The following is a 12,534-nucleotide window of genomic DNA, read 5'->3' as shown; positions in this document are numbered from 1 at the left end:
CGTGGTCGGATTATTCGACAACGACAACGACAACGACAGCGTACGCGGGATCTCGTCGATCACCACATCAGTGCTGATCGCGCCCCTGGCCGCTCGATCCTGCACAATAAAAGACCCCCGATGCCGGGGGGAGGCAACGGGGGTTTCGGGCAGGTCGGGCCGCACTGGTGGAGGGGACACCCGGCACCGCTCAACCTGCTTGAAGTCTAGGCCCCCGCGGGATCATTGCGTGTGTCCGCCGTCACAGGTTCGACACCGGCGGTCCGGGACCCTGCAGGGCTGGCGCGGCGGTCGCGCCGGATCAGGGCGGGCGTTAGAATCACCCGGACCCCACCACCCACGGACCCCACCTATGCCGCATCGCCCCCTCCTTCCAGGCTCACGCCGCTACCGGCTCCCCGTCCTTGCGCTGGCCTGCGCGGCGATCCTGGGCCTGCCCCAAGGTTGCGGGTCGGACACCATGCCCGCGGCCCCGGCGGCCGCCCCCCCGGCGGTGGTGGTGGTCGCGGCCAAGCAGGCCGCGGTGGAGGAGCAGGTCCAGTTCATCGGTCGGGTAGTGGCGGTGGACCGCGTAGACCTCCAGGCACGGGTCCAGGGGTTCCTGAAGGAGCGCAAATTCTCCGAGGGGCAGGACGTCAAGGTTGGTGAACTGCTGTTTGTGATCGAGCCCGAGCAGTATCAGGCGGTGGTCACCCAGCGCGAGGCGGACCTGACCAAGGCGGTGGCCGACGAGCAGAACGCCCGCGCCCAGTTGGCCCGCGGGATGGAGTTGGTCAAGCAGAAGAATATCGCCCAGTCCGAGGTGGATAAACTGCAGGCCGCCCAGTCCATCGCCAAGGCCGGTATCGCCCAGGCCCAGGCGGCCCTGGACGCGGCCAAACTGGATCTCAACTACACGCGCATCATCGCCCCCGTCGCCGGGCGTATCGGGCTCTCCAAATACAGCGTGGGGACCCTGGTGGGGCCCGCCAGCGGTACCCTCGCCACCATCGTGAGCAGCAACCCGATCGACGTGAAGTTCCCCGTGACCCAGCGGGAACTCCTGCAGGCGCGCCGCGATATCGAGGCGGGGGGCGGGGACCCGTCGAAGGTCGTGGTGCTGGCGCGGCTCTCCGACGACTCGCTCTATGAGCATCAGGGCAAACTCAACTTCATCGACGTCACCACCGACCGGGGCACCGACAGCGTGACCCTGCGCGCGGTCTTCCCCAACCCCAAGGGCATCCTGGTGGACGGCCAGTATGTCGGGGTCCTGGTCCAGGACGATACCCCGACGCTGGCGATTCTGGTGCCCCAGTCGGCCCTGCAGTTGGACCAACAGGGGACCTTCGTGCTGATCGTTGCCGCGGACCAGAAGGCGCAACTGCGCCGAATCCAGACCGGCCCCTCGGTGGGCGCCGACGTGGTGGTGCGCGCGGGCCTGAGCGCGGGTGAGCTCGTGATCACCGAGGGCCTCCAGAAGGTCCGGCCCGGCATCCTGGTGACCGCGGCCCCGGCCCAGAGTGCGACCCAAGCGCCCGCGGGCCTGGTGGCGCCATGATCTCGGACGTCTTCATCGACCGCCCGCGCCTCTCGATCGTCATCTCGGTCGTCATCCTGCTCGCCGGCATCATCAGTATCGGCGCCATCCCGGTCGCCCAGCTCCCCGACATAGTCCCACCCCAGGTGACGGTGACCGGGTCCTATCCGGGGGCCAGCGCCGCGGTGGTGGAGTCCACGGTGGCCCAGCCGGTGGAGTCCAAGGTCAACGGCGTCGATAACATGCTCTATATGGGCTCGACCAGCGGCAATGACGGCAGCTATTCGCTCAACGTCACCTTTGCCCTGGGCACTGACCCGGATCTGAATACGGTCAATGTCCAGAATCGGGTGAACCTGGCCTTGCCCCAGCTCCCGGAGGAACTCAAGCGCACCGGGCTCACGGTGCAGAAGCAGTCCACTGCCATGCTCCAGGTGGTCTCTCTTTACTCCCCCAAGGGGACTTATGACAGCCTCTTTCTGAGCAACTACGCCACCATCAATGTGGTCGACACCCTGGCCCGGGTGCCCGGGGTGGGCCGGGTCAACCAATTCGGTGCGCTCGATTACAGCATGCGCATCTGGCTGGACTCCGCGCGCCTGACGGCGCTCGGGATCACGCCGACGGACGTCATGACGGCGATCAAGAGCCAGAATATCCAGGCGGCGGTCGGGCGCATCGGCGCCCAGCCCATGTCCAACGACGCCCAGTTCCAGATCACGCTCCAGACCAAGGGGCGGCTCTCGGAGGTCAAGGAGTTCGAGTCCATCGTGGTGCGTGCCAACCCGGACGGTTCCACCGTGCGGGTGAAGGACCTGGGCCGGGTCGAGTTGGGTTCCAAACAGTCCGACTCCACCAGCCGGCTGGACGGTGCCCCCTGCGCCAGCGTGGCCATCTATCTCGCCCCCGGGGCCAACGCGGTGAAGGTGGCGAAGGCGATCGACAAAGCGATGGGGCGTCTGGCGGAGCGGTTCCCGGACGGCCTCACCTATGCGGTCGTCTATGACACCACCGAGTTCGTCAACGCGAGCCTGGAGAAGGTGATCCACACCCTCCTGGAGGCCTTCGTGCTGGTGATCATCGTGGTCTTCCTCTTCCTGGGCAGTTGGCGTGCCACCCTGATCCCCCTGGTCGCGGTGCCGGTGGCCCTGGTGGGCACCTTCGCCGGCCTGCTCGCCATCGGCTTTTCGGCCAATACGGTGTCACTGCTCGCGGTGGTGCTCGCCATCGGGATCGTGGTGGACGACGCCATCGTGGTGGTGGAGAACGTCGAGCGCATCATGGAAGAGGACCAACTGCCGCCGCGCGAAGCGGCGAAGAAGGCGATGGGGCAGATCACCGGACCCATCCTCGCCATCACGCTCGTGCTGCTCTCGGTCTTTCTGCCGGTCGCCTTCATCCCCGGCATCACCGGGCAGCTCTTCCAGCAGTTCGCCGCGGTGGTCGCCTTCTCCATGCTGATCTCGGCGGTCAATGCGCTCACCCTGTCGCCGGCCCTGTGCGCGGCGCTGCTCAAACCGGGCCACCAGCGGCGCGGCCTCATGGGGCGGATGATGAACGGGATCGACGCGGTGCGCGACGGCTATGCCGGCATCGTCACGCGCCTGGTCCGCATGGCGATGCTGGTGGTGGTGCTGATCATCGGGATTGGGCTTACGACCGGCTGGCTGTTCAAGACCACGCCCACGGGCTTTCTGCCGGTCGAGGACCAGGGCGCCTTCATGGCCGAGATCCAGCTCCCCCAGGGGGCCTCGCTCAACCGGACGCTCGAGGTGGTCAAGCAGGTCGAGACCATCATCGCGGCCGACCCCGCGGTGGCCCATGTGCTCGCCATCCCCGGCTTCAGTATCATGGACGGGGTGGTGCAGTCCAACAGCGCCTTTGCCATCGGGCGGCTCAAGCCATTCGCCGAGCGCACCACACCGGACCTGACGGTGGACGCGGCCATCGCGCGCATCCGCGCCCAGACCAACCCCATCGCCGCCGCCATGATCATCCCCTTCAACCTCCCGCCGATCATCGGGCTCGGCACCGGCAGCGGGTTCGAGTACAAGCTCCAGGACCTGCAGGGCCGCACCCCGGAGGAACTGTCCGCCGCGATGCGCGCCCTGGTCCTGGCCGCCAATCAGGACCCGCGCCTGCAAGGCGTCTTCTCGACCTGGGCGACCAACAACCCCCAGGTCTTCCTCGACATCGACCGCGAAAAGGCGCAGACCTTAGGCGTTACGATCAGCGACCTCTTCACCGCCCTGCAGGCCACGCTCGGCGGCTACTATGTCAACGATTTCAATAAATTCGGCCGCATCTGGCAGGTCAACATCCAGGGCGACACGAGTGACCGCAACCGCTTCGATGACGTCTATCGTATCCATGTGCGCAACAGCCAGGGGGACATGGTCCCGATCCGCGCCCTGATGACACCCAAACTGATCCTGGGACCCCAGTTGATCCAGCGCTATAACAACTACCGCAGCGTCACCATCCAGGGCGGACCGGCCCCCGGGCGCTCCACCGGCGAGGCCCTGGCGGCGATGGCGAGCCTCTCCGCCACCACCCTGCCGAGCGGCTTCGGCTATGAGTGGACCGGCACCGCCTTCCAGGAGCTGGAGGCGGGGGGCAAGACCACTGTCGTGCTGGGGCTCGCGGTGCTTTTCGCCTATCTCTTCCTGGTCGGGCTCTATGAGAGTTGGTCGATGCCGGCGGCGGTGCTGCTCTCGGTCATCGTCGGCGTGCTGGGCGCCATGATCGCCCTGCGTCTCACCGGCCTGCCCAATGACCTCTATGCCCAGGTGGGCCTGGTGGTATTGATCGGACTGGCGAGCAAGAATGCCATTCTCATCGTCGAATTTGCCATGGAACAGCGCCGCCACGGCAAATCCATCCTCGAGGCCGCCACCACCGCCGCCCATATGCGTATTCGCGCCGTCCTCATGACCAGCTTCGCCTTCATCCTCGGCCTGATCCCGCTGGTCATTGCCGATGGTGCCGGCCAGGCCAGCCAGCGGGCCGTCGGTACCGCCGTGTTCGGCGGCATGTTGGCCGCGTCCATCCTCGGCATCTTCCTCATCCCCATGCTCTATGTCGTCTTCCAGCGCCTGCGGGAACTGGTCCATGGCCAGCCCGCCGCGACTGTCGGCAATGCCGGGCAACCAGAGGGCGCCGGGCACCAGCCGGGCCTTTGAGACGACCGGCCCGCCGGGGGGCCAGGAACCGCCGGCCCGGCGCCGGGCTGGGATCAGTGCTCGCCGAATTTCTGCCGATGTCGCAGGACGAGCGGTCGAACAAGGGCTATGATTGGTACTACACGCTGGGGTGCTTTGCGACAGGGAATGTACGACCTGTCTGACCCCGGCGCGAGCGCCAGTGAGTCGCCCGACTCCGCCCCAAGTTCGCCCTTGTCCCGCCCGCCGCGGCCCCGGTCGAGCCCGGAACACAATAATAGCGCCGCGGACCCTTGCAAATCGGTCCCGCGGCGAAGTACCGGAGGATGATTACCATGCCCATGAACGTCTCGTTCGTCCCGGAGGAGGCCCTGCTCGACCTGTCCTTCGACGGCAACCTCGATCTTACCGTCACCCATGCGGTGTGCGGGATCGCTCCCCAGATCCAAAGCCGGCTCAAGACCTGCATCATGGACCTGACCCGGGTCGATCGGGTCTTCGATTCCGGGATCGCGCTCCTGCGGATGCTGAGCCGGGACCTGCACCGGGTCGGCGCCACCGTGGTGGTCCTGGGTGATCAGCCCGAGGTGCGGCGGCAACTGTCCCTGATCCAGGGCGATGCCTCCTACCCCTCGCGTCGACACCTGGCGGCCGCCGGCGCGGCCTAGCGGCGCCAGGCGCAATTGTTCGGTTCCTTGGTCTAGGGTGCGCCGTGCGCACCTTGGGGGGCATCGGTTGAATTAGACGGCCGCAGTCTTACCCGGCGTCGGGATGCGCGCGGCGCACCCTCGCACCTTAAATTTGGCCGGGCAGCCTGCACAGGCGGTCCAGGCGCCAAAAAATCTCCGCTCCACCGGCAGCCTGCGCAACGCGGTCTGCTGCCCGCCGCCGCTATCATCCCCGTAACCGCCGCCATCACTCGCGCCATCCAGGCTCGGGCACGGAGCTTCGGCTTCGCCGTCGTCGCCGGGTGGGTGCAGACCGAGGCACCACGCGCCTTTCTCGCCGGGCACGGCTGCCAGGGATTCCGGGCGGACTGTTCGGCCCGCCGGGACCGGCGCCGACCCTGGCGGCAGCAGTGGTGGGCCGCGTAGACTTGGCCCACTTCGTGACCACTACTTGTGCCGCCAATGTCTGAAAACGCCACCGTGAATCCCCTGGTCCGTGATGCCGCCTGTTATCAGGAGATCCTGGATGCCGCCGGCATCGGTATCTGGGAGTACGATCATCCCAGCGGGACTTCGTTCATGAGTTCGCGCATCGTCGCGATGCTCGGGTACCGGCAAGGCGAAATGCCAGGCGTAGCGGATGGTTGGTTTTCCCTGGTGCACCCCGATGACCAACCCCGGGTGCAGCGGCGGCTGGAGGCGGCGCTCGCGCCCGACAACCCGCTCTACGATGAGCAATTTCGGATGCGGTGCAGCAATGGTCAATGGCTATGGGTACACAGCCGGGGCCGGGTGGTCGAGCGCGATCCCGCCGGTCGGCCGCTGCGCACGGTCGGCATCTCGTGCGACATCACCGAGTCGAAGGCGATCGAGCGAAGCCTGAGCGATTTTGAGGAGCGCCTGCGGCTGGTCATGGAGACGATCGGCGACGTCTTTTGGCTGACCGACCGCGCCAGGGAGAGGGTCTTTTACGTCAGCCCGGCCTATGAGCAGATCTGGGGCCGCCCGGCGGCCGAACTGTACGCGAACCCAGGGTCATTTCTCGATTCGGTGCATCCGGCGGATCGCGAAGCGGTCCTGCGGTTACAGAGCGCGCGGGCCCAGGGGTTGCTCTACGAACACCAGTACCGGATCCTGCGGCCCGACGGGTCGGTGCGCTGGATCCGCAGTCGTGGGTTTCCGATCGCCGCACCCGTGGGTGAGGTCGTGCTCTACGCCGGCCTGTCTCAGGATATCACCGAGCAAAAACTGGCGGAAGACGAGAACCGTCGGCTCAATGCCGAGCTGGAGGAGCGGGTGGCCCGGCGCACTGCCGAGCTGGAGGCGACCATGCGGGAACTGCGCGCGAGCGAGGCGCGGTTCCGTCAGGAACACGCCGAGTTGGAACTGATCTACCGCAACGCCCCGGTCGGCTTGGCCGTCTTCGACCGGGACCTGCGCTGCGTGCGGATCAACGAGCGGATGGCCGAGATCAATGGCCGCACGGCGGGCGATCATCTGGGTCGCACGCTGCGTGAGGTCGTGCCCGCCCTGGCCGATGGGCTGGAGCCGACCTTCCGGGACGTCATCGCGACGGGCGACGAGGTGCATAACCTCGTATTGCGGGGAGTGACAGGGGCGCAGCCAGGGGTGGAACGGGACTGGCTCGCGCACTATGGCCCGGTGTGCGGGGGCCTTGGCGAGATCGTCGGGGTCGCCTGTGTCGTGCAGGAGTTCACGGCAACCACGCGGGGGGCAGCGGGCGACCAGCATTTCGTCGAGTAAGTGGACCCCGCCGAGTCGGACCGGTTGTCCGCCGCCTTGCCCTGAGGAGCGAGGCGCGCTCCGGACCGCGGGCCTGATGCAGCGAGTCCCCGGGTTGCGGAGCGGCGGCGCCCCAATCCCGGTATCCTGTGCCGATGATGTCGCCCCTGGGCGAAAATCGCCCTCCGGAGGATCAGCCTCCGCACGACCTGTGAGTGAGTAGAGCCCGATGTCGATCAAACACCCCATCGTCGCCGTGACCGGATCATCCGGCGCCGGCACCAGCACCGTCAAGAATGCCCTGGAGCACATCTTCCATCGCATCGGCGCCCGCGCCGCGGTGGTCGAGGGCGACAGCTTCCATCGCTACACCGCCGGGAAATGAAGGAAGAACTGGCCAAGGCCAAGGCCGATGGCCGCACCCTGAGCCACTTCGGACCCGAGGGCACTACATCCTGCCCCAGTTCTCCGCCACCCACATCAACTTCCAGCGCATCCCCCTGACCGACACCTCCAACCCCTTCTGTGTCAACAATATCCCGACCTTCGACCAGAGCCTGGTGATGATCCACTTCCTCACGCCCAAGCCCAGCGTGGAGTACAAGCTCAACCTCAAGGGCCTGATCGACGGGACCAGGATCACCGGCTTCAACACGCTCGTGATCCCCGGCGGCAAGATGATGTACGCGCTGGAGCTGATCCTGACCGAGCGCATCGTGAACCTGATGAAGCGGCGCGGGCAACTGGGCCCCGTGGGGGACTGAGCGGCTGCGGCCCCCGCGGCCCCGCGGGCCGCCCGCGCGCACCGCGGCGCCGCGGCGCCGATCCGGTGTAGAATCACCGGGCGACACCCAAGTCCATTCTCAGCGCGGATGGCGGAATTGGTAGACGCCCTGGATTTAGGTTCCAGTGGGGCAACCCGTGGGGGTTCGAGTCCCCCTCCGCGCACCATTTAACCCAAATCCGGGAATTGTTCACACAAAGAACACATAGAAAAACAAATCAGTGAAGGCGTTGGGCCGATCGCCGCGCGTTCGCCCGACTGGGCCTGGGCCTTGAGACCAGCGCCGATCCGGGTCAGGCTGCGCGATTGCAGTACCCGCAGCAGTCGCGATTGCAGGCTGAGCGGCATGTCGCCGATCTCGTCCAGGAACAGGATGCCCGTCCCCGCGCGCTCGAAGACCCCGGCGCGGCGGCGCTCCGCGCCGGTATAGGCGCCCTTCTCATGGCCGAACAACTCCGCCTCGATCAGCGACTCCGGCAGGGCCGCGCAGTTGACCGCCACCAGCGGGTCGTTCGGGCACTGCAGGGCGTGCAGGCGTTGCGCGACCAACTCTTTGCCCACCCCGGACTCCCCGCTGATCAGCAGCGGCGTGGCCGGGTGGGAGGCGATGCGCACGAGTTGCTCCTCCACCCGCCGCATGGCCGGCGAGATCCCCAGCGGTGCCCCGAGCGCGCCCGCATCCAGCGCCAGTCCTGCCGCCGCGCCGGCCGTCTCCCGGGATCGGGCCTGATCCGTCTCCCGGACCAGGATGCGCAGCTTGTCCACCAGTGCCGTGGGGTCCAGCGGTTTGGTCAGGTAGTCCGCGGCGCCGAGCTTCAGCAGCCGTACCGCGTCCTCGATGTTCCCGCAGCCGGTGATGAAGACGCACGGTGGGGGCCGTTGCGCTTCCCGGCCGATGCGCTCGAAGAGCGTTATGCCGGAGCAGTCGGGCAGGCGGATGTCGATGACGGCGATCGCGATGGTCCCGCCGGTCAGGTCCGGCAGGGCCGCGAGGCCGGTGTGGTGCCAGCGGACCTGGAAGCCCTCCAGATCCAGCCGCTCCGCCAGGGCCTCGCCCATGATCGGGTCGTCCTCGACCAGACAGATGCGGGGCCGCGGCTCAGTCATGGTCGGACTCCGGCACGCTGGGCAGGTGCACGCACAGGCGCGTACTGCGCTCCAGCGCCTGGGCCTCGATGGTCCCGCCGAGCTGAGTGACGATCTGCCAGCACACCCAGAGCCCAAGTCCCTGGCGATCCGGATACGGGGACGGGTAGGGCTCGAACAGGCGCGCGAGCCGATCGGGGGGATGGGCTCGCCGCTGTTCTCCACCAGGATCTGCAGGCCGCCGCGCGCGTGGGCGATCTGCACCGCGACCCGACCGCCGGGGTCCACCGCCTGCCGGGCATTGAGCATGAGGTTCAGCAACAACTGCCGCACCAAGTTGGCCGGGAGCGGGACCGGCCCCGCGAGGCTATTCTCCCAAGCAAGCGTTGCCCCGGACCCGGCCGACTTCGGCTGGGCCAGGGTCCGCACGTCCTCCAGGTCCGCGGGGGTCAGCGGGCGGCCGTCCAGGCGCGCCTCCACCAGCAGCGCCGAGACCGCGTGCTGGATCTGTTGCAGTCCGCGATCCAGGCAGGATTTCATAGAAGCGCGCGAGGAAGGGCGCGTCCGACAGCAGGGCGATCAACTCGCCGACCGCGGTCCCGTCGCCGCCGCCGTCACTGGGCAGCGGCAGTCGCCAGCAGGGAGTAGGCGAGCCAGACGTCGTCGTGCCGCAGGGCCTGGATCAGCACGCCGGACATGGCGTGACCCAGGCGCAGGGCGTTGCGCCCCTGGTCCTCGCGCAGGTTCTTCAGGGTTTGCAGACCCAAGGCCAGGGCCATCAGGAAGTCGGTGGCCACGGCCGCGATGCTGAGACTCAAGGGCAGGCGCTGACGGTAGCTGCTAGGAAACAGGATCATGGATCGCCCACCTGCCGGACCAGGCCAGCCATGTGGGCGATGTCGAGAAAGAGCGCCGGCCCCTCGGCGGCGAAGCCGTCCAGATTGAGTTCACCTAGCAGGCGGCGACCGGTCGCGTCGCCCTCTTGGGCCAGCAGGACGCCGCGCACCGCCGCCGCGTCCGCGGCCGCCAGACCGGGTGCGCCCACCAGCGGTGGAAAACCGAAGAGCGGGGAGCGCAGGACGATCCGGGTGCGCGCCGTGAGGGCCGGTTCACGCCGGGCCAGGGTCTCCCAGACTGGGCTACGACGGCAAGGCGATCGACAGCCACAGCACCGGGCGGGTCAACCGCATCACCGGGGCGACCTCCGATCCCGCTGCCGACTGGGGCAAACACGCGACCAGCGGGGTCGACGCGCGCACCGGTAAGTCCTGGAACAAGATCAAGAGTTGGTTCGGCTATGGTGTGCATCTGATCGCCGACACCCAGTACGAAATCCCGGTGGCGATGCACCTGACCCCGGCCTCCCATGCCGAGCAGATCGAACTGCGCGTCATGCGTCTCGATCAGGCGCAGGCTTGCCGGCGCCAATGCCTTGATCGAGACGATGGCGGCGCTCGCCCCGGCGTCCAGGGCCGCGGACCCGGGGGCGAAGGAGATCCGCGCGGTCGTCGAGGCCCCGACGCGGTTGAGGACGAAGTCCGTCGGCCCCGGGGTCGGGACCGTCGCCGGCTGGGTCGCTGGTGTCGGCGGCGGGGCGCGGCGCAGGGTCGGGGCGCTGGCCCCTTGCTGGATGGTGTGGGCCAGTTCATGGCCCAGGAGGTAGCGGCCGTCCTGAGTGTCCGGGGCATAGCGGCCGGGGGCGAAGGCGATATGCCGTCCGACGGCATAGGCCTGGGCGCCGACCGCCAGGGCGGACCGATCGGCCGCGCCGTCCGTGTGGATGCGCACGTCACCCAGGTCCCGGTCGAGCCGGGGCTCGAAGAAGGCCCGGGCCCCGCGGTCCAAGGGCTGTCCGGGCGCGTTCAGGACGGCGTGGACGACCGGCGGCGCCCCCGCGGGGTCGACCCCTGGCGCGTCGCCGTCCGGGGTTCGGCGCCGCATCGTCTCGTCCTCCCGGGCGCAGTCGTCGCAGACCCGGCGCACGGTGGGCGGGAGGGTGCGGTGGTCATGGGCGGCGCTGCCGGGTCCGGCATCTGCAGCAGCCGCTGCGCGGCCGCGTCCGCCTCCCGCTCCAGGGGGTCGTCGGTGCGCCCCACCGCGAGCCGCGCCTGAGCCGCGGGTACCCCGGCGGTCGTCCGGCGCAGCGCCAACCGCTCCCACTGGGGATTCTGGGTCGGGAGCACGGGCGACCTGGACCGAACGCCAACACCAACGGCATGGCATGGCGCGGCACGGCGACCGGGGCGCGGGTGCCTCCGGCCTTGACGCCGGTTGTCTCTTTGCGAGCCGGAGCGATCATTGTGCAGGACCTCCATCACGACATTGTTGCTGACCGGGCTGGCCGGGTCAGTAGAGTACCACCCGACCGTTCGCATCGACGCCATAGACATCGCCATAGACATGGAGCGGCTCACTCGAATAACTCCCCGGCAATCTCGGCAACAAACAAATGATGCGCGTAGAGGCCTGGCGGGAAGCCGCGTGGATGTTGGTCCTGCCGCTCGTCGTCCCGGCCGTCACGGGGTGCGTGGTCAAGCGGCCGCGCGCCGGCAGGTCGGCGAGAATCGGTGCCAGCAAGGTCGCGGCGGGGGCGGGCGGCGGCAGGTCCGACCGATCCTGCACCAGGCGGGCGCAGTGTCGGCCCGAAAGCCTGGGATACCGATGACGATCCATTCGCTGGACTCTGCACCCGAGCGGATCGCGTGCACATTGTTTGCATTCGCGCCCGCCCGGTCAGATCTCGTCTCTGTTCCGCCGCCGGGACTGAACAACAGGAACACCTTGTTCCGATCGGGGGGAGCCCGCCACAGGTGATAAATGGCGCCCGGCGCCGAACACGACATGCCGCTCGACGGTATAGGCCGGCGCGCCGACCGCTGTGGCCGACGCTGCCGCCACAGGATCGGGAATACCGTCCGCTAGGAGTCCAAGGGCAACGTCTCCCAGGCGGCGCGGCTGGCGGACAAGGAGCGTCGGGCCCTGGGCAAGCTGCTCAAGAAATACGCAATCAGGTAAGCTGCGCCGGATACTACGGCGGCGCTAGTTGCTCTTCAGGCGCCATAAACGGATCCAGGGCGTCATTTTTCTGTTGTCGGTCATGGCGTCCCAGTTTACTTGGACAAAATACGTGATGTACTCGTCGAGGCCGCGGGGCGAGTCTGCATCATAGGTCTCTTTGTGGCCGCTGTCGGCACGCTGCATGACCTCTCCGGCCTTGCCGTGGTGAAGGGTGTGGTCGGTAAATCGCACCGTTGGCTTCTTCGGGTTGCGGTTGTCCACCGTCAGCGTGACGGAGTGAAATCCGTCCATCAGGCTCAGCCCGAAGACACTGATACCGATGTCGCCCTTCACCTCAGGGCAATCGCATCACGCTACACTAATATTCGGAGAATCTGATACACGTGTTTTTGGCTTGGCATCCGGTGCTTCAAAGAGCAGCTTCGTCAAGTAGCGTTCATCCCAACCGGCCTTCAAGCGTTTGTTCTTGATGCCGAGCTTGGTGTTGTCGTTCTTCAGCCGCGTCAGCGCGATGTGGCGCAGGACGGCCAGGTTCTCGCGGGCGGCCGGTGCGCG

General features: G+C 67.6%; 10 protein-coding genes, 1 tRNA gene and 3 pseudogenes. 6 read left to right on the top strand and 8 right to left on the bottom strand.

Translation table 11 applies throughout. The features are described 5' to 3' along the window. The first annotated feature begins 352 nt into the window (after positions 1–352). The 6 genes and pseudogenes from QZY48_RS09170 (at position 353) to QZY48_RS09145 (ending at position 8,042) form a co-directional block, all read left to right on the top strand. A complete protein-coding gene (locus QZY48_RS09170) occupies positions 353–1,540 on the top strand; it encodes an efflux RND transporter periplasmic adaptor subunit (RefSeq protein ID WP_295430340.1) in 1,188 nt (395 codons plus the stop codon). Then, positions 1,537–4,701 (top strand): efflux RND transporter permease subunit, encoded by a 3,165-nt coding sequence (locus QZY48_RS09165; protein WP_295430338.1) that lies wholly within the window; start codon positions 1,537–1,539, stop codon positions 4,699–4,701. The genes QZY48_RS09170 and QZY48_RS09165 overlap by 4 nt, the downstream gene beginning before the upstream one ends. Positions 4,702–5,015: 314 nt before the next feature. Then, on the top strand, positions 5,016–5,348 hold the full coding sequence (locus QZY48_RS09160) for an STAS domain-containing protein (protein WP_295430336.1): 333 nt from the start codon (positions 5,016–5,018) through the stop codon (positions 5,346–5,348). A gap of 462 nt (positions 5,349–5,810) precedes the next feature. Then, positions 5,811–7,112, top strand: coding sequence for a PAS domain-containing protein (locus QZY48_RS09155; protein ID WP_295430334.1), 1,302 nt, complete (start codon positions 5,811–5,813; stop codon positions 7,110–7,112). A gap of 208 nt (positions 7,113–7,320) precedes the next feature. After that, a pseudogene (locus QZY48_RS09150) lies at positions 7,321–7,855 on the top strand (adenylyl-sulfate kinase). 102 nt (positions 7,856–7,957) lie between these two features. After that, positions 7,958–8,042 (top strand) — tRNA-Leu (locus tag QZY48_RS09145). Position 8,043: 1 nt separating this feature from the next. On the opposite strand, the gene QZY48_RS09140 is transcribed toward QZY48_RS09145, so the two are convergent. The 8 genes and pseudogenes from QZY48_RS09140 to QZY48_RS09110 form a co-directional block, all read right to left on the bottom strand. After that, positions 8,044–9,501, bottom strand: coding sequence for a sigma 54-interacting transcriptional regulator (locus QZY48_RS09140; RefSeq protein WP_295430332.1), 1,458 nt, complete (start codon positions 9,499–9,501; stop codon positions 8,044–8,046). A gap of 74 nt (positions 9,502–9,575) precedes the next feature. Continuing rightward, positions 9,576–9,818 (bottom strand): hypothetical protein, encoded by a 243-nt coding sequence (locus QZY48_RS09135; RefSeq protein WP_295430330.1) that lies wholly within the window; start codon positions 9,816–9,818, stop codon positions 9,576–9,578. Further along, positions 9,815–10,045: a hypothetical protein gene (locus QZY48_RS09130; RefSeq protein ID WP_366929660.1), complete on the bottom strand. Its 231-nt coding sequence runs from the start codon at positions 10,043–10,045 to the stop codon at positions 9,815–9,817. Before QZY48_RS09130 ends, QZY48_RS09135 begins: the two co-directional genes overlap by 4 nt. 545 nt (positions 10,046–10,590) lie before the next feature. Continuing rightward, a pseudogene (locus QZY48_RS34710) lies at positions 10,591–10,902 on the bottom strand (DUF4157 domain-containing protein); the annotation flags it as partial. 405 nt (positions 10,903–11,307) lie between these two features. Then, positions 11,308–11,634: a hypothetical protein gene (locus QZY48_RS09120; protein WP_295430325.1), complete on the bottom strand. Its 327-nt coding sequence runs from the start codon at positions 11,632–11,634 to the stop codon at positions 11,308–11,310. Between the two features lie 60 nt (positions 11,635–11,694). Then, complete coding sequence (locus QZY48_RS34705; protein ID WP_366929659.1) at positions 11,695–11,859, bottom strand: hypothetical protein; 165 nt, start codon at positions 11,857–11,859, stop codon at positions 11,695–11,697. A gap of 141 nt (positions 11,860–12,000) precedes the next feature. Beyond that, on the bottom strand, positions 12,001–12,312 hold the full coding sequence (locus QZY48_RS09115; protein WP_295430323.1) for a hypothetical protein: 312 nt from the start codon (positions 12,310–12,312) through the stop codon (positions 12,001–12,003). Positions 12,313–12,327: 15 nt separating this feature from the next. Beyond that, positions 12,328–12,534: pseudogene (locus QZY48_RS09110) on the bottom strand (ISAs1 family transposase); the annotation flags it as partial.

It is taken from the genome of uncultured Thiodictyon sp. (assembly GCF_903828115.1).
GTDB lineage: Bacteria > Pseudomonadota > Gammaproteobacteria > Chromatiales > Chromatiaceae > Thiodictyon.
Note: the sequence above shows the minus strand (reverse complement) of the source record. Positions and strands in the feature narration are given on the sequence as shown.